Here is a 21,488-nt window from a genome sequence, read left to right as displayed (position 1 = left end):
ATTGCTCGCCCCGACCATCTGCGTGCAAGGACCCCTGAGCGGCGTACGGCGGCGAGGCGTTGGCCAGGTACGTCGCACCGTTCCTGATCTGGATCTTGAAGCGCCATGCGGAGTTCGCCTTCTCGATCCGCGCCCAAGCCGCGCTGCACCTGGCGGAGTTGCGCAGTTCACCTGCGGCCCGCCGCCCGTACTCGGTCGATGACCTTGGCGCCGGAGCCGCACCCCTCGCCCTGCGGGCTCCTGCCCGTACATGCGGAGCTCTTGCACCCCGTCGGTGCCGCCGCCCCGGCGGAGAGGGCGGGGGCGAGCGCCAACGTCGAGGCGAGGGCGAAGAGCGACGAACGACGAACGACGAGAGGCATGGAATCCCTTCGACGAAGACAGGCACCCGCGCGGACGAACGGGTGCGCCGGCGGACGGGCCGTGTGGAACCTTGACAACCCTCCGAGGGCGAGCTCCTGGGCAGAACGATCGGCGAGTCACCTGTTGGAGTGGACTCCCCGTCCCTACGGGATCTCCTGTTCGGTCCAGATGATCTTGCCTTCGGGCGTGTACCGGGTGCCCCAGCGATGGGCGAACTGAGCGACGAGGAAGAGGCCACGACCGCCCTCGTCCGTGCTGCGGGCGTGCTTCAGCCGGGGGGCGGTGTTGCTGCCGTCGGAGACCTCACAGGTCAGGCGGGAGTTGCGGAGCAGTCGCAGGCGTACCGGCCCGGCGGCGTGACGGATCGCGTTGGTGACCAGCTCGCTGGCGATGAGCTCCGTGGTCATGGCCAGCTCCTCAAGGCCCCAGGCCTGCACCTGGCGGGTCACCCGGAGGCGGACGTCACTGACGGCGGCCGGGTCGAAGGGCACCTCCCATGAGGCGACGTCGTCGGTGTTCAAGGCGTGCATGCGGGTCAGCAGAAGCGCGATGTCGTCGGGTTGGGGCACGGGGACGAGGCGTTGCACGGCGGTCGCGCAGAGGGCGTCGAGGTCGGGTTCCGGCTGGGACAGCGCAAGGGCGAGACGGTCCAGGCCCAGGCCCATGTCGTGGTCGGCTCCTTCGATGAGGCCGTTGGTGTAGAGGCCCAGCAGGCTGTTCTCGGCGAGCTCGATCACGGCGGCTTCGAACGCCATCCCTCCGAGCCCGAGCGGGGGCCCGGCGGGAAGCTCCGGGTAGTACACGTGCCCGTCAGGGCTGAGGACGATCGGGGGCGGATGTCCGGCCCGGGCCATCGTGCAGCGCCTGGTCACCGGATCGTAGACGGCGTACAGGCAGGTCGCGCCGAGAACGGTCGTGCTGGTCTCCCTGGCCGTCTCGGTGTCGTCCTCCTCCTCGCTCAGCCGGAGCACGAGGTCGTCGAGGTGAGCGAGGAGTTCGTCGGGTGGCAGGTCCATGTCGGCGAGGGTCTGGACCGCCGTGCGCAGTCGGCCCATGGTCGCGGCCGCGGTGATGCCGTGCCCGACCACGTCGCCGACGACCAGGCCCACTCGGGCGCCGGACAGGGGGATCACGTCGAACCAGTCGCCGCCGACCCCGCCCGTAGGGTCCGCCGGCAGGTAGGAAGAGGCGACATCCAGCGCACTGCCGCCCGTCAGGGCGTGCGGCAGCAGATTGCGCTGAAGCGTGACGGCCGCAGCGTGTTCCCGGCTGAACCGGCGGGCGTTGTCGACGCAGAGCGCCGCTCGCGCCACCAGCTCACGGGCCAGGAGGACGTCGTCCGGCTGGAAGGAGACCGGGTTGAGCGACCGTACGAACGTGGTGAGGCCCAGGACGGTGTTCCGCGCCCGCATCGGCACGGAGATGAGGGAGTGCAGTCCGAACTCGCGGATGCGAGCGGACCGGGCGGGCTGTTCGGCGACCCACTGGAGGTTGGCCGGGTCGAGGACCGGGATGAAGATCGGTTCGCCGTCGATGAGCAGGTTCACGTTGTAGGGCGGGGGGATGAAATCCAGCTTCTCCCCGACCCGCACGACGGCCTCCGGGCAGCCCTTGCGCACGGAGCTCATTCCGACCCGGCGCATCACCGGCTTGGCGGCCGGCGGTCCGGCGTCGGACAGCCACGTCCCGTGCCCCTCGGTGCTCAGGACGGGCTCCAGAAGGTCGACGTAGACGAAGTCCGCGAAGCGGGGAACGGCGAAGTCGGCGAGCTCCTGGGCCGTCCGCGTCACGTCCAGGGTCCTGCCCACACAGGTCCCGGCCTCATTGACCAGAGAGAGGAGCTGGCGGGCGTTCCACCGCTCCGTGACATCCAGGACCATGTAGCAGATCCCGGTGACGGTGTCGTCGGCGTTCACCAGGGGGAAGAAGGAGGTGGAGTACGCGTGTTGACGGCGCGGGTCGGACCAGCTCCATCCCACGTACTCGTAGTCGGTGACCGGTATTCCGGTCGCCAGCACCTTGCGCATCAGACCCTCGATGGTCTCGGCATGCAGCCCCGGCAGGACGTCGCTGAGACGACGGCCCAGCCGCTGTTCACGGGGGACACCGCCGAAGCGTTCCAGGGTGTCGTTCAGCCAGACGTAGCGCAGCTGGGCGTCCATCACCGCCATGCCGACCGGGGAGCGGGTGAGGAAGCCGTCGAGGATGGACTGGCCCACCGTCCACTGCTGCTTCAGCTCCCGTGCCGAGATCAGGAAGCACTCGTCGGTGCCGATGCGAAAGGACGCGGACACCCGCAGGTCGACGTCGATACGGCTGCCGTCGCGGTGCTGCACGGGGATCAGTCCGCTCCAGCCCATTCCCTCGCGGCAACGCTCCGCGACTCCGGCGACCCGCACGGGATCCCCCGGCGTCGCCAGCAGACGCGCGGCGGAGTGGCCGACCACCTCCGGGGCGGAGTAGCCGAGAAGTGCTTCCGCGGCCCGGGTCCAGCCGGTCACGATGCCGTCCGCCGAGATCACCGCCGCCGCGTCGTCGGACGCGTCCAGGAGGCCGCCCGGCCCTGCGGACGGAGGCACCTCGGAACCGTTTCGCCCGGAAGACATCAGATCCATCCTTCCCATGTCAATGTTCCTGCTTGCCCGACTGGTCCGCACAGCGCGGCGGAACGCGGAGAGCCCCGGCGTGACGCGCCGGGGCTCTCGTGGTGCAGGGGCGGCACTCGCTGTCGGTGGGGGACTTCCCGGTCGCGCGTCCCGCGGCCGTTGACAGTCGGCCCCAGCGGTCGGAGACTCACCCCGCAGGTGAGTGAAGGAAATTTCACTATGCGAACCAGGGGAACTCTTCACCACACCGAACAGCGAGCGCAAAGGGGCGTCGGATGCGTACCACCGTCGGCATCATCGGAGCGGGACCCGCGGGTCTGCTGCTGGCGCGGCTGCTGCACAACGCCGGCATCGACTCGATCGTGCTGGAGAGTCGCGAGCGGGCCCATGTGGAGCAGCGCCAGCGGGCCGGGATCCTGGAGCAGGGGACCGTCGACGTGCTCCGGGCCGCCGGGGCGGGCGAGCGCATGGACCGCGAGGGACTGCGCCACGACGGGATCGAGCTGCGCTTCGCACGCCGCCGCCACCGCGTCGACTTCCCGGCACTCACCGGCGGCAGCTCCGTGATGGTGTACGCGCAGACGGAGGTCTGCAAGGACCTCATCGCGCTCCAGCTCAAGGACGGCGGACCCCTGCTCTTCGAGGCGGAGGCGCTCGGCGTCGAGGGCGTGACCACGGACCGGCCCATGGTCCGCTTCCGGCACGAGGGGCGGGAAGGCGTGCTGGAGTGCGACTACGTCGTCGGATGCGACGGCTTCTGGGGTGTGTCCCGCGCCGCGGTCCCCGCTCGACTGTCCCAGGTGTACGAACGTACGTACACATTCGGCTGGCTCGGCATCCTCGCCGACGTCGCTCCCTCCCACGACGAACTGGTCTACGCCCGCCACGAGCGCGGCTTCGCCCTGCTGAGCATGCGCTCCCCGTCCGTCTCCCGCCTCTACCTCCAGGTGCCGGCCGGCACGGACGCCGGGGAGTGGGCGGACGAGGAGATCTGGGACGAGCTCGAACGACGCTTCGAGACCGCCGACGGCTGGACGCTGGCCCGGGGGCCCATCACCTCCAAGTCCGTGACTCCGATGCGCAGTTACGTCCACGAGCCGATGCGGCACGGCAGGCTCTTCCTCGCCGGGGACGCCGCCCACATCGTGCCGCCCACCGGGGCCAAGGGGCTGAACCTCGCGGTGGGGGACGTCGTCACCTTCGCGCGGGCGCTGACGTACCTGCGGGAGACGGGGTCGAGCGAGCGGCTCGACGCGTACTCGGAGACCTGTCTGCGTCGCGTCTGGCAGGCCGAGCGGTTCTCCTACGAGATGACGACGCTGCTGCACCGTGTCCCGGACGCCACCCCCTTCGACGACCGCATCCAGCTGGCCCGGCTGGAGCGGCTCACCACCTCGCGCGCCGCCGAGGCCGAACTCGCCGACGGCTACACCGGCTTCCCGCTGGAGTGATCGGGCGCTGTGATCGGGCGCTGCGATCGGGCGGTGCGATCGGGCGGTGTCACCCGTCCGGGTGGTCGTCCGAGCGTTCGTCCGGGTGAAGCGGAGCCACCGGTTGATCAGTGGCCGGTCTCGACTCTGTCCCAGGTTGGTCATGGATGAGGTGGTTCCTCGCCGGGAATGACGAAGCCGCGTAGCGTGTTGCGCGCGAGGACGAGGGAAAGATCCTCCCCAAGCACTACAGTCAGTCCTTTGCCTACCTATTACTCTTGAGCCAAGGCCACGCAGGGTGGCCATGGAGGAGTGAAATGAGGAGCAGCAACCCGGTCTTCTCGCGACGGGGGTTCAGCCGCGACAACGGCTACGCGGGCTTCAACACCGCGCCGCAGGCCGGGGGAGCCGCCGTCGGCACGCAGGGCAACCCGTACGCTCAAGGCAACCCGTACGCGAGCGGCAACCCCTACGCGCAGAACCCTTACGCGCAGAACCCTTACGCTCAGCAGACGCAGTACGGCGCACCGCCGCAGGCTCCGGCCACCACCGGCCGGATGACGATGGACGACGTCGTCATGCGCTCGGCGATGACGCTCGGCACGGTCGCGGTCGGCGCGATCCTCGCCTGGGCGCTGCTGCCGGTCTCGTCCACCAGCTACGGTCTTGCGATCGGCTCCGCGCTGGTCGCCTTCGTCCTGGCGATGGTGCAGTCGTTCAAGCGCACCCCGTCGCCCGCGCTGATCCTGGGATACGCCGCCTTCGAGGGCGTCTTCCTCGGCGTCCTCAGCGAGATGTACAACGCGCAGTGGCACGGCGCGCCCTTCCAGGCCGTGCTCGGCACGATGGCGGTCTCCGGCGCGACCCTGCTCGTCTACAAGGCGGGCTGGATCCGGGTCACCGCACGCTATGCCCGGATCGGCATGGCCATCGCCATCGCCTTCGTCGTGGTCATGGCGGTCAACCTGCTGCTGGTCGCCTTCGGTGCCGCGCCGGACGGCGGGCTGCGCAGCATGGGCCCGCTGGGCGCGCTCGTCGGCATCATCGCGATTCTGCTCGGCGCGTTCTTCCTCACCCTCGACTTCAAGCAGATCGAGGACGGCATCGCGTACGGTGCGCCGCGCGAGGAGGCCTGGCTGGCCGCGTTCGGCCTGACCATGACGCTCGTGTGGATCTACGTCGAGATGCTGCGGCTGGTCGCCATCTTCAGCAGCAACGACTAGCTCCGCCCGGAGCGCCGGACGCGAGCGCCGCAGGACCCCTGACGGGGGCTCGCCAACCCTCGAAGGGCCCGCGAACCACGGTTCGCGGGCCCTTCGGCGTTTGGGTGGGTGGTTCGGTGGTGCGCGCTCAGAGCAGTTTGCGCGCGGCCCTCCTCAGGTCGTACTCGTGAATGATCGCCTTGGCGTGGCCGTACGCGAGGTTGTGCTCGTGCCGCAGCCAGCTGACCTTCTCCTCGAAGCAGAGGGCGGGGCCTTCGGCGACGGTGCGAAGCCAGTCGGAGACTTCACGACCGGTGCAGTGGGGGATGCGGGCTAGCAGATTGCGATGGGTCTCCTCGGAGAAGACTTGGGACATCGGCGCCTCCGGACGCATTCGATGAAGCCGGTCCTTCAGGTCACCGTGCCTGAGCGTTCGCCTGTTGGCAACAGTCCTGCTGCGACGCGTAGTCTCGCGGCGTGCTTGATACGACGCCTTTGACCCGGGCCGTGGATCACTTCGCCGACCGGTTGCGGGCCGCTCCGCAGAGCCGGCTGCAACGGGGCGCGGCGGCCGAGGCCCTCGGTCTGGCCAGGGAGTTGGCGCGTCGTGCCCAGCTCCTGGAGGACCCCTCGGCCGAACCCCGGGAAATGCCGGACGCGGGCATGTTCGCGGCCGCCGACCAGATCACGGTAGCGGGGCATGACCTGGCACTCGTGCTGCGGGACGAGGCGGAACTCGCCGAGGCCGTGGCGCTTGTGGAGGAGGCTCAGAAACGCGCCGGGGTCTGAGGGGCGGAACCTGACGCGATCCCGCGGCTGCCGATCCGCCGCCCGATCCGGTGGCGGTCGATCCGCCGCCCGATCCGCCGGCTACAGGGACGCGATGACGCGGTCCGCGAGGACGTAGACGTTCTCGTCGCCGCAGGCGAACGTCAGTGCGTATGCGCCCGAGATGCCCGAGCCGCCGAGCAGCACCGGGGCGTGGCCCGTGCGCAGCGCCGTGGCCAGGCGGTCGGCGGTCTCGCGGTGGCCCGGGGTCATGCACAGCGTCGTACCGTCCGCGAAGACGTACACGTCGAGGGTGCCCAGCGGGCCCGGACGGACGTCGGCGAGTTCGGTACGGGCGTCGGCCAGCTTCTCCAGGCAGGTGACCGTGCGCTCGTGGTCGTTCACGGGTGAGGGGGCCGGGACGAAGTCGGGGTGCGAGGGGTGACGGCGGCGCGCCGCGGCCAGTTCCGGCGAGTCGCCGGCGAACTCGGTCTCGTCGGCGCCGGCCTCGGTCACCGGCTCCAGGCTGTCGTGCTCCAGGCCCGCGAAGTCCGACTGGCGGGGCAGGAACAGATCGCTGTCGGGCAGGCCGAGCAGGGTGGGGGCGTCGGCGATGTCACGCGCCTCCTGGGCGGCCCAGAAGGCGCGCGCCTCGGCCAGCTCACGCTCGCGCTCCTCGGCGAGGGCCTCGGCCACTGCGGTGCGTATCTCCTCGGCGTCGGCGCTGGAGCGGGCGGCGGGCAGCAGCCCGCGCGCGTCCGCGGTGCGGCGCTCGGCGAGTTCGGTGTGCAGGGCCGCGACCTGTCGGCGCAGCGCCCGCACGCTGCACAGGACGGCGACGCCCACGCCCGCGGTGGCGGTAGTGGTGAGCAGCAGAGCTATCGGCATGGCGCTCACTGACGTACTCCCGGTTCAAGGTCGGCCCCCGACTTCCTACATCAGCTTGAAGGGTGGACTAACCAGCTGTCAGTGCGTAACGTCACGAAACGGACATGGTTCTGATCCCGGTGTTTGCCCATGGAGCCGCGGTGACCTGCATAAATCCCATTCGGAGGGAGATAGGTCACATCCTGGGCGAGATTGGATCACAAAACGGCCCGGAGCCCTGAGGTACGGGGCTCCGGGCCGGGTGCGCACGGGTTTCGTGCGGGGCGCGCGAGACCGGTCGGGTGCGGGCCGTCGTCAGCTGAGGCGCTCGATGACCATCGCCATGCCCTGGCCGCCGCCCACGCACATCGTCTCCAGGCCGAACTGCTTGTCGTGCCACTGGAGGGAGTTGATCAGCGTGGTGGTGATGCGGGCGCCGGTCATGCCGAAGGGGTGGCCGACGGCGATGGCGCCGCCGTTGACGTTCAGCTTGTCCAGCGGGATGTCCAGGTCGCGGTAGGAGGGGATCACCTGCGCGGCGAAGGCCTCGTTGATCTCCACGAGGTCGATGTCGTCGATGGTGAGACCCGCACGCAGCAGGGCCTGCTTGCTGGCCTCCACCGGGCCGTAGCCCATGATCTCGGGCGAGAGGCCGGAGACACCGGTGGACACGATCCGGGCCAGAGGTGTGAGCCCCAGCTCCCGGGCCTTGGTGTCGCTCATGATGACCAGGGCGGCGGCGCCGTCGTTGAGGGGGCAGCAGTTGCCGGCGGTGACGCGGCCGTCGGGGCGGAAGACGGGCTTCAGGCCGGCCACGCCCTCCAGGGTGACGCCGGGGCGCGGACCGTCGTCCTTGCTGACGACCGTCCCGTCCGGGAGGGTCACCGGGGTGATCTCGCGCTCCCAGAAGCCCTTCGCGATGGCCTGCTCGGCGAGGTTCTGCGAGCGGACGCCGAACTCGTCCATCTCCTCGCGGGTGACGCCCTTCAGACGGGCGAGGTTCTCGGCGGTCTGGCCCATCGCGATGTACGGGTCGGGGACGAGGCCGTCCTCGCGCGGGTCGTGCCAGTCGGCGCCCTCGGACGCGGCGACGGCCGCGGTGCGGGCCTCGGCGTCGGCGAAGAGGGGGTTGTGGGTGTCGGGGAGGCCGTCGGAGGTGCCCTTGACGCTCCGGCTGACCATCTCGACGCCCGCGGAGATGAAGACGTCGCCCTCGTCGGCCTTGATGGCGTGCAGGGCCATGCGGGACGTCTGCAGGGAGGAGGAGCAGTAGCGGGTTACCGTACAGCCGGGCAGGTGGTCCATGCCCATCTGTACGGCGACGATACGGCCGAGGTTGTGGCCCTGCTCACCGCCGGGCAGACCGCAGCCGAGCATCAGGTCGTCGATGTGCTTCGGGTCCAGCGCGGGGATCTTGTCGAGGGCGGCCTGGATGATCGTGGCGGTGAGGTCGTCCGGGCGGAGGTCCTTCAGGGAGCCCTTGAAGGCGCGGCCGATCGGGGAACGGGCGGTCGAGACGATGACGGCTTCGGGCATCACGGCTCCATTGCACGAGAGAGAAGGCAGGGCTGTGGGGGAAGTTACCCGTACGTACGGTGGAGGTCACGGGCAGCGAGGTGTGACTCCGACCGCAATTTTCTAAGCGCTTGCTTTTTCCTCCGGGGGCCGGCCCCGAAGACGCACGGGCTCAGGGCACCGTTCCCAGCGCGGGACCAGGTCAGAGCGTCGGTTCCGGGGCGGGAGCCGGCGTGGCGTCGGGGGTCGGGAGGCGGCGACGGCGCCTGCGCTTGAGGAGGGCCCAGGGCCCGCGCGGGCCCGTCGGCATGGCCGCCGTGACCTCCGTGCCCGCCTCGGATGCCGCCTCCGCCGCCGCACGGGCCACCGGGAGGAAGCCCTCGCGGCGGGACACGTCCGGGCGCTCCTCCTCCGCCGGCCACAGACCGAGCGCCGCGCACACCGTCGGCAGGACCGCCATCGCCGCCGTGGCGTAGCCCTCCGCCGAGGGGTGGTAGTTGTCGGGGCCGAACAGCTCGCGGGGGTTGGCCTCGAACTCCGGGCCGAGCAGGTCGCCCAGCGACACCGTCCGTCCGCCCTGCTCGACGGCTCCGATCGTCTGGGCCGCGGCCAGCTGACGGGAGGCCCGGCGGGCCAGCCAGCGCAGCGGCTGCTGCACCGGCTCGATCGTGCCCAGATCCGGGCAGGTGCCCACCACCACCTCCGCGCCCGCCGTCCGTAGACGGCGCACCGCCGCCGACAGATGGCGCACCGAGCGCGTGGCCGGCATCCGGTGCGTCACGTCGTTCGCACCGATCATGATCACGCAGACGTCGGGGACCTGGTCCTGATCCTCCAGGGCCAGCGTCACCTGGCGGTCCAGGTCATCGGACTGCGCCCCCGGAAGGGCCACGACGCGCAGCCGTACCGGGCGTTCCGCCACCGCCGCCAGCCCCGACGCCAGCAGCGCGCCCGGCGTCTGACGGGTGCGGTGCACGCCCTGCCCCGCGGCCGTGGAGTCGCCGAGCATCATCAGCCTCAGCGGCGGTCCGTCCAGGGCGGCGTACCCTCGCCCGTACAGACCGTCCGCGCTCGGCGGGTGCGGACTGTGCCCGTTGCCCACATGCCGCTTGGCCATCTGCACCTCGGCGACCAGCAGACCGACGGCGGCGGCACCCACCAGGCCGATTCCGCCGCCGCCGTAAGCCGCTCCCGCCGCGATGCGACGGGCCACCCTCGCCCTCGACATGCTGGACATGCGTCGCCGCCACCTCCTCGTAAGCCGTACATCCACTGCTTGCCCCATACGCCCCGTCGCCCAATCTCAACAGGACGTGAACGACGAGGACGGCCCGCGCTTGCGGACCGTCCGGCCGCGGGACCGCTTACGCTGGCGGAACAATCACGACCACTTCTTTTGCAGCAACCGGAGACAACGGTGCAATTCCACGACTCGATGATCAGCCTGGTCGGCAACACCCCGCTGGTGAGGCTGAACCGTGTGACCGCCGGCATCCAGGCGACCGTCCTGGCGAAGGTCGAGTACTTCAACCCCGGCGGTTCCGTGAAGGACCGCATCGCCCTGCGCATGATCGAGGCGGCCGAGCAGAGCGGCGAGCTCAAGCCCGGAGGCACGATCGTCGAGCCGACCAGCGGGAACACGGGCGTCGGGCTCGCGATCGTCGCACAGCAGAAGGGCTACAAGTGCATCTTCGTGTGCCCCGACAAGGTCTCCACCGACAAGATCAACGTGCTGCGCGCCTACGGCGCCGAAGTGGTCGTGTGCCCGACGGCAGTGGCCCCCGAGCACCCGGACTCGTACTACAACGTCTCCGACCGGCTCGTTCGTGAGACCCCCGGAGCCTGGAAGCCCGACCAGTACTCCAACCCCAACAACCCCCTTTCGCACTATCACTCGACCGGCCCCGAGCTGTGGGACCAGACGGAGGGGAAGATCACCCATTTCGTCGCCGGCGTCGGCACCGGCGGGACCATCTCCGGCACCGGGCGCTATCTGAAGGACGTCAGCGACGGGCGCGTCAAGGTCATCGGCGCCGACCCCGAGGGATCCGTGTACTCCGGCGGGTCCGGACGGCCGTACCTCGTCGAGGGCGTCGGTGAGGACTTCTGGCCGACCGCGTACGACCCGGACGTCGCGGACGAGATCGTCGCCGTGTCCGACAAGGACTCCTTCCAGATGACCCGCCGGCTGGCGAAGGAGGAAGGGCTGCTGGTCGGCGGCTCCTGCGGCATGGCGGTCGCCGCGGCGCTGCGGGTCGCCGAGCGGCTGGGTCCCGACGACGTCGTGGTCGTGCTGCTGCCCGACAGCGGACGCGGCTACCTCAGCAAGATCTTCAACGACGAGTGGATCGTTCAACACGGGTTCAGCGACGACCAGTCCACAACCGCACAGACGGCCGGGCAGGTTCTGGCGCAGAAGGCAGAGGCAGAGTCGGGCGGCATCCCGAGCTTCGTGCACGTGCACCCCACGGAGACGGTGGGGGAGGCGATCAACGTGCTGCGGGAGTTCGGGGTGTCTCAAATGCCGGTTGTGGCCCCCGGAGCGGGACACCCCGATGTGATGGCAGGAGAGGTGATCGGCGCAGTGGAAGAGCGAGTGTTGTTGCACGCTCTGTACACCGATCACGCGCCCTCTGACGCTCCGCTGGAGAAGTACATGTCAGAGTCGCTGCCGGTTGTCGGTTCAGGGGAACCGGTAGCGCGCCTGATGTCTGCCCTCGAAGGCCGGGATGCGGCGGTGGTGCTGGTGGACGGCAAGCCTGCTGGCATCGTCACCCGTCAAGACCTCTTGGCCTTCCTCGCGGCCACAAGCAGCTGATCCAGTCCACTCGAAAACACCCGGAGCCCGCGTCAGCGAACTGACGCGGGCTGCGGGGCACAAGAGAGGATGACTGGGCTCAGTGGTCATCCAGTGGGGAAGGGCCTGCGGCATCGGCCAGCGATGAGATGACCTCTCGCCGGAAGAGACCGAACTAGCCGGACACCGCCGCGCAGTACACCCTCACCGTGCCGGTGACAACACCAGCCGGAACAGCACCCGTTGTGAGAGTCGCCGTGTTGCCGATGGTGGTCAAGGTGACCCCGATGGCACTGCCGTTGGCGATCAGGCTGGCCGCGACCGGGACGGAGTTGACGGGGCAAGCGAAGGGGCCGAGCGTGTTGACCCCCGCGGCCAAGGTGACCGTCACAGGGACAGCCGTCAGAGTGAAGGGAGGACCGGGCGGGCCGGGGGGGCCCTGGGGACCAGCCGGGCCGGGTCGGCCCTCACAGTCATCGCCACGGTGCCACCAGTTGCCGTGCTCGTCCACCAGCTCACGGCAGTCGCTGCTGGAGCGGGTGGCGCTCTTCCCAGGAACATGCGTGGCCGTGACGGCGAACGCGGGGCCCGCCATACCCGTCAGCGCCAGGGCGCCGGAGGCCACGGCACTCCCGACCAGCCACGCGGTCCGTCGCGGAAGCCTCCCCAGTGACGGCTTCCTCGAGTCAAGACTCATGAACTCTCCTTCTGTGAAAAGCCAGAGCGCGCCCCTGCGGGGATAGGCAGCCTTCCGACGGGTCACCCCGCGCTCGATCACAGCGTTACCGAATGCCACGGGCATATGTGGTGGATTATGGATCTTGTGGCATTGTTTCCACTCATATGGTCGCTTTCGCTGCTATGACGTCCCACCACACGGCGCCGAGCGCGAAGTGCCGCAAGGTCAATGGAACGCCGGTATGCGTGCACCCTGTTGCCTGCGGATGAGTCGAAGTGGTGCGGTACCTTCGCGAATTGCTGTACGGCGTACGCCGCGGCACGCATCGAACGCGCCGGAGCTGGCCAATGGCAAGTCCACTCCACCCACCGTCGTGACTGCTGAGAAAGAATCGCGCCTCGCTCGACGATCCGCTGTCGGTTCGGCCGACGCGACGATCGTCGTCGAGGGCAAGTCGACCGGGGTCGTCAGCCGGCAGGACCTGCTGGCGTTCCTGGCCAAGGGCGGAAAGCACCAGGGCGCTTCTGATCCGCCGGAAGCGCCCTGGCGAACGTCCGGTGAACCGGTCGTGTCGGCGGGGAATCCGAGGCGACGCGCGGGCCCTAGGGCTTCGCGGAAGTGGTACGAGCGCGTCACGTCCGCGCAGCACCCGCTTAACACGGGTCCGGCACATTAGTGGGTGTCGGCAGGGCGGGAGCGGCTCCCCGCCCCGGTCGGCAACCGAAACGGCGCCAAGGACCTCCGGAGCGGCTCCCGGACCTCCATGGACGCCACGGACGCGCAAGCCCGGTCCTGACCCGGCCCGCGTCCTTCGCGGGGACCGCCGTCGTCCCGCCCCCCGGTAACGGGGGTGCGGCGGTCCCCGCGCACATCCCATTGCATGGATCAGGCGGAGCGGGCGATTGCCCAGCTGCCGAGCAGCGCGAGCCTCTCCACCCTCTGCGGCCCCGGTTCCGGGAGAAGAGCGTCGCGCTCACCGGGGGCGTTGAGCGCGACGCCTGTTCACCGTACGCACTTGTGGGATTACTTTGCGTGTCCGTTTAACGACACTTGGCTGATTCGTCGTCAGAACATCGCCGCTCTCATACCGCGGCTTGATCCTCGACCGGCGCATGCGTTCGCATGCGCCCGAGTGCACGCCGCCGGAACGGCGGGCACGCCGCTTGCATATCGCCATGCAGGGCTCTTGGTGTTTGAATAGGTCCGCGACGGTCCGGCGATCCGGCGCTCGCCGCTGGTCACTGTGGAGCCGGGCAGGACTCGATGTCCGCGTCGAGAGAGGTGTGCGCGTGATGTCGTCCCAGGCCGTGGACGCGACGCTGAACGCGGCGCAGGACGTCGTCGTCCTGGACGGGTGCGGCATGGGCGTCACCGATGTCGTGCGCCTGGCCGACGGGGCCGCGCGCCCGGTCCCCGGCACCGAGGCCATGAAGCGAGTGCAGAAGTCCTGGGACGCCGCCCGGCGGATCGCGGCGACCGGGCGCGTCCCCCAACCCGCCCTCGCCCTCGCCCACTTCAGACCGGCCGCGACCCAGGTGGCCCGGCTGTCCACCTCCCGCGCCGCCGCAGCCGCCCTGGGGGACCTGCGGGCGTTCTCCGCGCCCGCCTCGCTCGGGCACGCTGTACTCTCCCGGGGCGTCGAGGAACAGGCCGGCTTCGCCTCGCTCGCCGCGCCCGGCTGTGAACTCGTCGCCGCTGTACGGGCGCTGCGCCGGCGCGGCCTTCGGCCCGGCCCGGAACTCCCGGTGGGCCGGGCGCCGGAGCTCGCTGAGTCGGTGCTCGACGGGGACCTGGCCGACCGGCCGCCGACACACGACGGGACGGCGGCCGCCCGCCTGCTCGACCGGTTCACGGACATCTGGAGGGGGAGCACGTCATGAGCGTGACCGACAGCCCTGCCGCACGGCTGCAGGCGCTCTTCGAAGGGCACCGGCTCACGCCGACCCAGCGGCGCATCGCGCACAGCATGGTGCGGCGCGCCGCCGACGTGCCGTTCCTGTCGAGCGTGGAACTGGCCGAACTCGCCGGGGTCAGCCAGCCGTCCGTCACCCGCTTCGCGGTCGCCCTCGGCTTCGACGGCTACCCGGCGCTGCGCAAACACCTGCGCGAGGTCGCACCCGCCGGGGAACACCCGGCGGCCCCGCAGTCCTACAACGAGTACCAGCAGGCCGTCGAGGCCGAGATCGAGAACCTGAAGCATCTGGCGGAGGCGCTGGCCGACCCGCGGCCCGTGCAGAAGGCCGGACGGGTCCTCGCCGCCTCGCGCCCCCTGCCCGTGCTCGGCCTGCGGGCCGCGGCCTCCCAGGCCTACGGCTTCGCCTACTTCGCGGCGAAGGTCCACCCGGACGTCCGGCTGCTCAACGAGGGCGGCACGATGCTCCACGACCGCATCGACGCGGCCGTACGGGCGGGCGCGAGCGCCCTGCTCTGCTTCGCGCTGCCCCGGCATCCGCGCGAGGTCGTGGAGGGGCTCGAACACGCCAAGGAGGCGGGCCTGACGGTGGTCACGGTCGCCGACTCGGCGTTCGCGCCGGTGGCCAAGGTCTCCGACCTGCTGCTGCCGGCCGCGGTCGGCACCGGGCTCGCCTTCGACACGGCCTGTGCGCCGATGCTGCTCGGCCGGGTTCTGCTCGAGGCGATGTGCGACGACCTGCCGGACGCTCAGGCGCGGCTGGAGGAGTTCGACACGCGGGCCGCGGCCCGCGGGCTGTTCGTGGAGTAGGGCTATCGAGGCCGGTCTCCGGCCGAGCCGCGCACTGTTTTCAGATTTGGTCTCCGGCCCAGCCGCGCACCTGTTTTCAGATTCGTCTCACATTGGCCCGCTAGCGTGCGCGCACTGAGAGCACTGAGGCGCTTCACAAGGTGAGACGGGAGGCCGGACGTGGTGCGCGGAGGACGCGGAGGACAGGGACTGGCCCGGGTGGCCGTCGTCGTGCGGGCCGGGGCCGCACCGCTGTGGTGGCTCGGGGTCTTCGCGGCCGGTATCGGGATGCTGGTACCGGGAGTGACCGGGCGCAGGATCGGCGTCATGGCCGGCGCCGCGCTGTTCGTCGTCGCGACCGCCGTCGTCGCGTCCACGCGCCGCAAGCGGTACGGCGCCCTCGCCCGCGGCGTCGCCCGCGCCGGCAAGTACGACGTGCTCCAGGACCGCGCGGTCACCGTCCGCGCCTGGCGGCGCGGGCACCGCTGGTGGCTGCTGGCCGCCTTCGTGGCCGCGCTCGCCGTCTCCTTCGCGGTGCCCGCCGCCGGTGGCATGCTGCTGGCCGGAGCCGGCGCCGGGCTGCGCCTGAAGGCGGCCTGGCTCGGCCGCCGCGAGCGCGCCGACGACGCGCTGCTGTGGGTGCGCGTCGACTGGCTCGACCGCCGTGGCGGCGCGCCCGCGGGCAAGCCGGTCAAGGGTTACCGCGGTACCGGCATCGCGGCCGGCGACGCCGCCCCGGGCGGGGCGCGCCGCCGTACCGCCGAGCTCGTGTAGCGCGTGGGGCGGCGGGCCGGGGTCAGACCTCCAGATCCTCCTCGATCTTCTTCAGCTGGTGGCGGGCCATCGCCAGGTTGGCCCGCTTGGCGTCGAGGACGAGGTAGAGGAACAGGCCGTTGCCACCGCGACCGGTGAGCAGCCGGATCAGGTGGTACTGGTCGCTCAGCGTGATCAGGATGTCCTCGATCTGCGCCTTGAGCCCCAAGTGCTCCATGGTGCGCAGCTTCGCCCGGACGACATCGGTGTTGCCCGCGGCCGCGACCGTGAGGTCGAAGCTCTTGCTGCCGCCCATGGTGCCCAGCGCCATGCCGCTGGTGTAGTCGACGAGGGCGGCTCCGGTCGCGCCCTCGATGGAGGCGAGCGCCTCTTTCAGCGCGGTTTCGATGTTGGCCATTTCGGGGTGTGTCCTTTCAACCTTCGGTGGTGGTACGCGCGTTCGCGGCCGAGCGTGGGCTCGCGGGGGCGCGCGCGGTGCGGGTCCGCGTGGGCATGGCCCTGGCGGTGGTCGTGGTCGGGGTTCTGGTGGCGCGGGACTGCGGTGGCGGGTCGGCACGGGCGGCGGCCTCGTCGATCAGCTCGCCGATCCGGGAACTCGCGCGGCGGCCCTCCAGATGCAGCCGGCCGACGTTGACGCGGTCCTGGGCGAGCAGGGTGAGGACTGCGCTGCGGCCCGCCGCGTACGTGGCCACGTAACCGTGGACGCCGCGGACGAGCAGTTCCCGGAAGCCGCCCTGGCCCGTCGCGTCCGTCATCCGCAGCGACACGCCCAGCGCGGCGGCGGTGAGCGCGGCGACGCCCTCCGGCTCGACGCCCGGGGCGTCCTGGGCGAGGACGAGTCCGTCGACACTGGCGGCGAGGGCGCCGGTCAGCTGGGGGATGCGGGCTCTCAGGCGGCGGAGTTCGGCAAGGACCTCGGGCTCCGCGTCCATCAGGGGTCTCCTCTCGGCGGGGCGTTGCCTGTCGAGCCGGTCAAAGGGCCTCCAGCGCATCCCTCAGCCTCTTCAGCAACGTGATGTGGGGGTCGACGAAGAGCGGCAACTCTCCGTCGGCCACGGGCGTTTGGTCGCCGGGCGCGGGGCCGGCCGGGGCCGGCTGCGCCATCCGCGGGGCCAGGAACCCGGCCGCCGCCAGTCGGCGCACGTCCACCAGCGTGTGGAACGCCGGGCGGCCCAGGGTGCGGGAGATGTCGGTTGCCGTCCGTACTCCGTCGACCCGGTCCAGCACCTCTCCCTGGCGGGGCGTGACCGTCGCTCCCGCCGGGCGGTCGCCGCGGACGAGGGGGGCCTCGTCGGTCGCCGGATCGGGCCAGATCCGGTGCAGGAGTTCGCGGCGGCGCAGGGTTTCGCGTTCCACGGCGTCCACCGGCACGGGGTGGACGGGACCCAGCCAGTGGGGCTCGCCGTACCGGAAGCGGGCAGGGGCACTGCTCGGGCCGAGGACGAAGTACGCCGCGTCGTACAGCGCCCCCAGATGGCACAGCTCCAGCGCGCCCTCGCCGATCCGGCCGCTGTCGACGAGGAACCGTCCCACCAGCCGCCGCGCCCCGGCCTGCGCGACCGCCTCCCGCCAGCCGTCCTCGTCGAGCGCGCCGCGCGCGATGAGCAGGACGTCGAGCCCCGGGGTGGCGGGGCTCTCGGCGTACACCACCTGGCCGTCGGACAGATACAGCATCCCGCCCTCGCGCATCAGCACACCGGTGGCCCGTTCGGCGGCCAGTCGGCTGAGCATCGGGGAGAGGCCGCCGCCCGGGATCTGCGTCCGCTGCCGCAGGGGCAACGGGGGCGGCGGAGGCGTTCTCACCGTCATCCCAGCACCAGCCGTCCGGCCATCTCACCGAGCCGGATACGCGCGAGGGCGAGGTTGCCCTCCGCGCGGGCCAGCCACAGGTGGAGGAAGACGCTGCTGTCGAAGGCCGTCGGGACGAACCGCAGCAGGTGGTAGCTGTCCCGGTTGGCGATGATCAGATCCTCGACCGGGCACGAGTCGTCGGACCAGTCGGCGTCCTCCGGGGCGAACGCGCGGTGTTCGGCGGCGAGCCGGGCCAGTTCGGCTGCCTCCGCCGCGGTCGTCTCGTGGTCACCGCCGGGCGAGTCCCCGACCGTGCCCAGGGCGAGCCCGCTGGTCCAGTCGACCACCGAGGCACCCCGGGCACCGGGCAGACGCATGGCTTCCAGCAGGCACTCGTCGATTCCGGGCACCGTGGGCTCCCCTCCCGCCTCGGGTACGGCTGAGTGACGCCGAGGCTACGCAACGTACGCGCGAGGGGTGAGCGTTCTGGCATTTTCCAGTGGAACATGCGCCGACTCACTAGAGTGGGTCAACTGACCCCGTCCGCCGGGCCGTTGGCCTCCTGTCGGCGTGTGCGGGATGGCCCCCGGGTGTGCGGACCGGCGTGCATGCGGGGCGTACGGGTGCACCGCGGAGGCGCTCGCGGGAGGCGCGCCCGGGGAGGGGCGCCCGGGAGGCGCGCGGCTTCTTCCGGGCGCCGGCACCACGCGATCGGTCCGCGCGTTCTCAGAGTCCTGTCAGTGCGTCCGGGTGGCTTCCTCCCGACTCCGCCACGATCTCCTCGACGCTCTGCGGCTCACGTACGACCGCGAACCGCATCCCTCCGCCCTCGTCCGGCGCGTAGCCGTACACCCCCGGGCGGGCGAGGGAGTTGTACGCGTAATGGTGCGCGAAGTAGTACGCCCCGGTGTCCAGCGCCGCCGCGTAGTCGCCCTGTTCCAGGGGCGGCAGCGCCTGCCCCACGGCCAGCAGGTCGCCCGCGAAGCAGGCCGGTCCCGCCACGTCCTGCACCACGTCGGGCCCCTCCTTCGGGTGACCCTTCGCGTCGTAGGCCGCGATCCGCAGGGGCCAGGACGCGGGCGCGTACACCGTGCGGGCCGCCACCTGCACGCCCGCGTGGGTGACCGCGACGGCCCGGCCGCCCGCGCGCTTGGTGTACTCCACCCGCGCCACCACGGTGCCGTGCTTGGCCAGCAGCGACCGCCCGAACTCCGTGACCAGCCCGTACCGCCCGGCGAACAGCCCCGGCACCGCCTCCGCCAGCAGCCGTGCGTACTGCGCGTACGTCGGTGTCGTCGCGTCCGAGTCGAAGTTGACCGGCAGCCCGCCCCCGATGTCGATCGTGTCGATCTGGCGGCGCCCGACGCGCTGGTTGATCTCCTCGGCGAGCGCGTGGCACTCCGCGACACCCCGGGCCATCAGCGAGAGCGGAACGCCCTGCGAGCCGGAGTGCGCGTGCAGCCGGGTCAGCCAGGGCCGGTCGGCGTAGGCGCGCACCAGCCATTCGCGCGCCCCTTCGTCCCGTAGCGCCACCCCGAACTTGGAGGTGGCGGTGGCCGTGGACAGCGCCTCGATCGCACCGGCCCCGAGCTGCGGATTCACCCGTATCCCGAGGGGGGACGACGTCTTCGTGGCGCGGATGAGGCCGTCGATCCGCGCCAGCTCCTGCGGGTTGTCCGCGTTCACGGCGATGCCCAGCTCCAGCGCCTCCCGCAGCTCGTCCGGCGTCTTGGCGGGCGAGTCGAGCACCGTGTGTTCCGGCGCCACTCCGGCCGCCCGGGCCAGCGCCAGCTCCCCGGGGCTCGCCACCTCCGCGCCGATGCCCGCATCCCGCAGCAGCCGCAACACCGGGACGAGGGGTGTCGCCTTCACCGCGAAGGCGTGCAGTACCGGCGTGCCCGGCGCGACCACCGCGTCGAAGGCGGCCCGCAGCTCCGCCGCGGAGTCCCGGATGCCGACGACGTCCAGGAGACCGACGAGGGGGGCGTCCGGCCCCAGCAGCCCCCGCTCCACGGCGCTCCGCACGGCGTGGTCCCGGCGCGCCACCCGCTCGGCGTCGGCGGGGTGCCCGTCCCCGCGCGCCCGGCCCGTCCCGATGTCCCTCGCGTCCACAGCGTCCCCCGTCCCCGTGTCACCGTCTGCGGTCATACCTCCAGCCAAACATCCCGGCCGTCGACCCGCTGGCGCACGAACGTATTGACTAGCTCTATTCAGACGGTCAGGATGTGAATATCCGCTGCAACAGTCCCCGCGCGCCCCCCGGCCGCGTGCGGCCGTCCACCAGGAGGCAGAGCATGTCAGGACCCCGCCCCGTCCGAGCGCCGCGCGGCACGGAACTGAGCGCCCTGGGATGGCAGCAGGAGGCCGCCCTGCGGATGCTGCAGAACAACCTCGACCCCGAGGTCGCCGAGCACCCCGACAAGCTCGTCGTCTACGGCGGCACCGGCAAGGCCGCGCGTGACTGGCGCTCCTTCGACGCGATGGTCCGCACGCTCAGGACCCTGAAGCAGGACGAGACGATGCTCGTCCAGTCCGGCCGGCCCGTGGGCGTCATGCAGACCCACGAGTGGGCGCCGCGCGTCCTGATCGCCAACTCCAATCTGGTCGGCGACTGGGCCAACTGGGAGGAGTTCCGCCGTCTGGAGGCCCTCGGGCTGACCATGTACGGGCAGATGACCGCCGGTTCGTGGATCTACATCGGCACACAGGGCATCCTCCAGGGCACCTACGAGACGTTCGCCGCGGTCGCCGCGAAGAAGTTCGGCGGCTCGCTGGCCGGAACCATCACGCTCACCGCCGGGCTCGGCGGCATGGGCGGTGCCCAGCCGCTCGCCGTCACGATGAACGACGGCGTCGCGATCTGTATCGACTGCGACCCGCGCGCCATCGAGCGCCGTATCGAGCACCGGTACCTGGATGTGAAGGCAGACTCCCTGGAGCACGCCCTCCAGCTGGCCGTGGAGGCGCGCGACCAGCGCAAGCCGCTCTCCATCGGCGTCCTCGGCAACGCCGCGGAGCTCGTCCCGCAGCTCCTCGCCATGAGCGCCCCCATCGACATCGTCACCGACCAGACCTCGGCCCACGACCCGCTGTCGTACCTGCCGATCGGTGTCGCCTTCGAGGACATGGCCTCCTACGCCACCAAGGACCCGGCCGGCTTCACCACCCGCGCCCGCGAGTCGATGGCCCGGCACGTGGAGGCGATGGTCGGCTTCCTGGACGCCGGTGCGGAGGTCTTCGACTACGGCAACTCCATCCGCGGCGAGGCCCAGCTCGCCGGATACGACCGGGCGTTCGCGTTCCCCGGTTTCGTGCCCGCCTACATCCGGCCGCTGTTCTGCGAGGGCAAGGGCCCCTTCCGCTGGGCGGCGCTGTCCGGCGACCCGGCCGACATCGCGCGGACCGACCAGGCGATCCTCGACCTCTTCCCCGAGAACGAGTCCCTCGCGCGGTGGATCAAGATGGCCGGCGAGCGCGTCCACTTCCAGGGCCTGCCCGCCCGTATCTGCTGGCTCGGCTACGGCGAGCGTGACAAGGCCGGTGAGCGGTTCAACGACATGGTGGCGAGCGGTGAGCTGACCGCACCCCTCGTGATCGGCCGCGACCACCTCGACTGCGGGTCCGTCGCCTCGCCTTACCGCGAGACCGAGGCGATGCTCGACGGCTCGGACGCGATCGCGGACTGGCCGCTGCTCAATGCCATGGTGAACGTGGCGTCGGGCGCGTCCTGGGTCTCCATTCACCACGGCGGCGGAGTCGGCATGGGCCGGTCGATCCACGCGGGCCAGGTGACGGTGGCCGACGGCACGAAGCTGAGCGGCGAGAAGATCCGCCGGGTCCTCACCAACGACCCCGGGATGGGCGTCATCCGGCATGTCGACGCCGGGTACGACATCGCGGAGTCCGTGGCCGGGGAGCGGGGTGTGCGGGTTCCCATGCGTGAAGGTGACGACGCGTGAGCCCTCAGCGAGGTGAACCGGGCGGCACCCCTCCCA

At 71.1% G+C, this 21,488-nt stretch carries 19 protein-coding genes and 1 pseudogene; 8 read left to right on the top strand and 12 right to left on the bottom strand.

What is annotated here, in order from left to right; genetic code table 11:
• Positions 1-167: 167 nt before the first annotated feature.
• Together ASC56_RS40510 and ASC56_RS06435 are read right to left on the bottom strand one after the other, a co-directional pair.
• The gene (locus ASC56_RS40510) at positions 168-362 is read right to left on the bottom strand and encodes a hypothetical protein (RefSeq protein ID WP_159039602.1); all 195 of its coding nucleotides are present in this window, start codon (positions 360-362) and stop codon (positions 168-170) included.
• Between the two features lie 144 nt (positions 363-506).
• A complete protein-coding gene (locus tag ASC56_RS06435; protein WP_055490629.1) occupies positions 507-2,969 on the bottom strand; it encodes a SpoIIE family protein phosphatase in 2,463 nt (820 codons plus the stop codon).
• 275 nt (positions 2,970-3,244) lie between these two features.
• Between ASC56_RS06435 and ASC56_RS06430 the strand changes: the two genes are divergently transcribed.
• Complete coding sequence (locus ASC56_RS06430) at positions 3,245-4,420, top strand: 4-hydroxybenzoate 3-monooxygenase (protein WP_055490250.1); 1,176 nt, start codon at positions 3,245-3,247, stop codon at positions 4,418-4,420.
• Positions 4,421-4,716: 296 nt separating this feature from the next.
• A complete protein-coding gene (locus ASC56_RS06425; protein WP_055490249.1) occupies positions 4,717-5,622 on the top strand; it encodes a Bax inhibitor-1/YccA family protein in 906 nt (301 codons plus the stop codon).
• A gap of 127 nt (positions 5,623-5,749) precedes the next feature.
• Here ASC56_RS06425 and ASC56_RS06420 read toward each other — a convergent pair whose 3' ends face one another.
• Positions 5,750-5,977, bottom strand: coding sequence for a DUF4287 domain-containing protein (locus ASC56_RS06420; RefSeq protein WP_055490628.1), 228 nt, complete (start codon positions 5,975-5,977; stop codon positions 5,750-5,752).
• 101 nt (positions 5,978-6,078) lie between these two features.
• Here ASC56_RS06420 and ASC56_RS06415 point away from each other — a divergent pair, with 101 nt between their 5' ends.
• The gene (locus ASC56_RS06415) at positions 6,079-6,390 is read left to right on the top strand and encodes a hypothetical protein (RefSeq protein WP_079102328.1); all 312 of its coding nucleotides are present in this window, start codon (positions 6,079-6,081) and stop codon (positions 6,388-6,390) included.
• An 81-nt stretch (positions 6,391-6,471) separates the two neighbouring features.
• Here the strand turns inward: ASC56_RS06415 and ASC56_RS06410 are convergent, their stop codons facing one another.
• From ASC56_RS06410 to ASC56_RS06400, 3 genes are all read right to left on the bottom strand, one after another.
• Positions 6,472-7,257 carry a hypothetical protein gene (locus ASC56_RS06410; RefSeq protein WP_055490248.1) on the bottom strand — a complete coding sequence of 262 codons (786 nt, stop codon included), beginning with the start codon at positions 7,255-7,257 and terminating at the stop codon, positions 6,472-6,474.
• A gap of 294 nt (positions 7,258-7,551) precedes the next feature.
• Positions 7,552-8,772: an acetyl-CoA C-acetyltransferase gene (locus ASC56_RS06405; RefSeq protein WP_055490247.1), complete on the bottom strand. Its 1,221-nt coding sequence runs from the start codon at positions 8,770-8,772 to the stop codon at positions 7,552-7,554.
• Between the two features lie 181 nt (positions 8,773-8,953).
• Positions 8,954-9,988, bottom strand: coding sequence for an SGNH/GDSL hydrolase family protein (locus tag ASC56_RS06400; protein WP_199835934.1), 1,035 nt, complete (start codon positions 9,986-9,988; stop codon positions 8,954-8,956).
• A 180-nt stretch (positions 9,989-10,168) separates the two neighbouring features.
• Here ASC56_RS06400 and ASC56_RS06395 point away from each other — a divergent pair, with 180 nt between their 5' ends.
• The gene (locus ASC56_RS06395) at positions 10,169-11,569 is read left to right on the top strand and encodes a cystathionine beta-synthase (RefSeq protein WP_055490246.1); all 1,401 of its coding nucleotides are present in this window, start codon (positions 10,169-10,171) and stop codon (positions 11,567-11,569) included.
• A 154-nt stretch (positions 11,570-11,723) separates the two neighbouring features.
• On the opposite strand, the gene ASC56_RS06390 is transcribed toward ASC56_RS06395, so the two are convergent.
• Positions 11,724-12,245 (bottom strand): hypothetical protein, encoded by a 522-nt coding sequence (locus ASC56_RS06390; RefSeq protein WP_159039601.1) that lies wholly within the window; start codon positions 12,243-12,245, stop codon positions 11,724-11,726.
• Positions 12,246-13,717: 1,472 nt separating this feature from the next.
• Here ASC56_RS06390 and ASC56_RS06385 point away from each other — a divergent pair.
• The 3 genes and pseudogenes from ASC56_RS06385 to ASC56_RS06375 all read left to right on the top strand — a co-directional run.
• Positions 13,718-14,107: pseudogene (locus ASC56_RS06385) on the top strand (histidine ammonia-lyase); the annotation flags it as partial.
• Positions 14,104-14,949: a MurR/RpiR family transcriptional regulator gene (locus tag ASC56_RS06380; protein ID WP_055490243.1), complete on the top strand. Its 846-nt coding sequence runs from the start codon at positions 14,104-14,106 to the stop codon at positions 14,947-14,949. The pseudogene ASC56_RS06385 and the gene ASC56_RS06380, both read left to right, overlap by 4 nt.
• Before the next feature lie 159 nt (positions 14,950-15,108).
• On the top strand, positions 15,109-15,702 hold the full coding sequence (locus ASC56_RS06375; protein ID WP_079102326.1) for a hypothetical protein: 594 nt from the start codon (positions 15,109-15,111) through the stop codon (positions 15,700-15,702).
• A gap of 22 nt (positions 15,703-15,724) precedes the next feature.
• Here ASC56_RS06375 and ASC56_RS06370 read toward each other — a convergent pair whose 3' ends face one another.
• The 5 genes from ASC56_RS06370 to ASC56_RS06350 all read right to left on the bottom strand — a co-directional run bounded on the left by ASC56_RS06370 (position 15,725) and on the right by ASC56_RS06350 (position 19,641).
• Positions 15,725-16,099 (bottom strand): hypothetical protein, encoded by a 375-nt coding sequence (locus tag ASC56_RS06370; protein ID WP_055490241.1) that lies wholly within the window; start codon positions 16,097-16,099, stop codon positions 15,725-15,727.
• A gap of 16 nt (positions 16,100-16,115) precedes the next feature.
• Positions 16,116-16,634 carry a roadblock/LC7 domain-containing protein gene (locus tag ASC56_RS06365; protein ID WP_055490240.1) on the bottom strand — a complete coding sequence of 173 codons (519 nt, stop codon included), beginning with the start codon at positions 16,632-16,634 and terminating at the stop codon, positions 16,116-16,118.
• Positions 16,635-16,674: 40 nt separating this feature from the next.
• Positions 16,675-17,433, bottom strand: a complete 759-nt coding sequence (locus ASC56_RS06360) for a hypothetical protein (RefSeq protein WP_055490625.1) — start codon at positions 17,431-17,433, stop codon at positions 16,675-16,677.
• A 74-nt stretch (positions 17,434-17,507) separates the two neighbouring features.
• Positions 17,508-17,903, bottom strand: coding sequence for a hypothetical protein (locus ASC56_RS06355; protein WP_055490239.1), 396 nt, complete (start codon positions 17,901-17,903; stop codon positions 17,508-17,510).
• 316 nt (positions 17,904-18,219) lie between these two features.
• Positions 18,220-19,641 carry a diaminopimelate decarboxylase gene (locus ASC56_RS06350; protein ID WP_055490238.1) on the bottom strand — a complete coding sequence of 474 codons (1,422 nt, stop codon included), beginning with the start codon at positions 19,639-19,641 and terminating at the stop codon, positions 18,220-18,222.
• A gap of 146 nt (positions 19,642-19,787) precedes the next feature.
• On the opposite strand from ASC56_RS06350, the gene hutU reads away from it, so the two are divergent.
• Entirely contained in the window at positions 19,788-21,452 is a 1,665-nt protein-coding gene (gene hutU / locus ASC56_RS06345; protein WP_055490237.1) for a urocanate hydratase, read from the top strand.
• The last annotated feature ends 36 nt before the right edge of the window (positions 21,453-21,488 follow it).

The organism is Streptomyces sp. TP-A0356, assembly GCF_001417775.1.
Taxonomy (GTDB): Bacteria; Actinomycetota; Actinomycetes; order Streptomycetales; family Streptomycetaceae; genus Streptomyces.
The sequence above is the reverse complement of the archived record's forward strand: the minus strand, read 5'-3'. Positions and strand labels throughout refer to the sequence as shown.

What these genes read in the sequence shown, in the direction of transcription:
- ASC56_RS06380 (WP_055490243.1), top strand. Translation starts at nt 14,104, where the DNA reads ATGAGCGTGACCGACAGCCCTGCCGCACGGCTGCAGGCGCTCTTCGAA.
- ASC56_RS06420 (WP_055490628.1), bottom strand. Translation starts at nt 5,977, where the DNA reads ATGTCCCAAGTCTTCTCCGAGGAGACCCATCGCAATCTGCTAGCCCGC.
- ASC56_RS06360 (WP_055490625.1), bottom strand. Translation starts at nt 17,433, where the DNA reads ATGCTCAGCCGACTGGCCGCCGAACGGGCCACCGGTGTGCTGATGCGC.
- ASC56_RS06430 (WP_055490250.1), top strand. Translation starts at nt 3,245, where the DNA reads ATGCGTACCACCGTCGGCATCATCGGAGCGGGACCCGCGGGTCTGCTG.
- ASC56_RS06370 (WP_055490241.1), bottom strand. Translation starts at nt 16,099, where the DNA reads ATGGCCAACATCGAAACCGCGCTGAAAGAGGCGCTCGCCTCCATCGAG.
- ASC56_RS06390 (WP_159039601.1), bottom strand. Translation starts at nt 12,245, where the DNA reads ATGAGTCTTGACTCGAGGAAGCCGTCACTGGGGAGGCTTCCGCGACGG.
- ASC56_RS40510 (WP_159039602.1), bottom strand. Translation starts at nt 362, where the DNA reads ATGCCTCTCGTCGTTCGTCGTTCGTCGCTCTTCGCCCTCGCCTCGACG.
- ASC56_RS06365 (WP_055490240.1), bottom strand. Translation starts at nt 16,634, where the DNA reads ATGGACGCGGAGCCCGAGGTCCTTGCCGAACTCCGCCGCCTGAGAGCC.
- ASC56_RS06400 (WP_199835934.1), bottom strand. Translation starts at nt 9,988, where the DNA reads ATGTCCAGCATGTCGAGGGCGAGGGTGGCCCGTCGCATCGCGGCGGGA.
- ASC56_RS06350 (WP_055490238.1), bottom strand. Translation starts at nt 19,641, where the DNA reads ATGACCGCAGACGGTGACACGGGGACGGGGGACGCTGTGGACGCGAGG.
- hutU (WP_055490237.1), top strand. Translation starts at nt 19,788, where the DNA reads ATGTCAGGACCCCGCCCCGTCCGAGCGCCGCGCGGCACGGAACTGAGC.
- ASC56_RS06425 (WP_055490249.1), top strand. Translation starts at nt 4,717, where the DNA reads ATGAGGAGCAGCAACCCGGTCTTCTCGCGACGGGGGTTCAGCCGCGAC.
- ASC56_RS06405 (WP_055490247.1), bottom strand. Translation starts at nt 8,772, where the DNA reads ATGCCCGAAGCCGTCATCGTCTCGACCGCCCGTTCCCCGATCGGCCGC.
- ASC56_RS06410 (WP_055490248.1), bottom strand. Translation starts at nt 7,257, where the DNA reads ATGCCGATAGCTCTGCTGCTCACCACTACCGCCACCGCGGGCGTGGGC.
- ASC56_RS06435 (WP_055490629.1), bottom strand. Translation starts at nt 2,969, where the DNA reads ATGTCTTCCGGGCGAAACGGTTCCGAGGTGCCTCCGTCCGCAGGGCCG.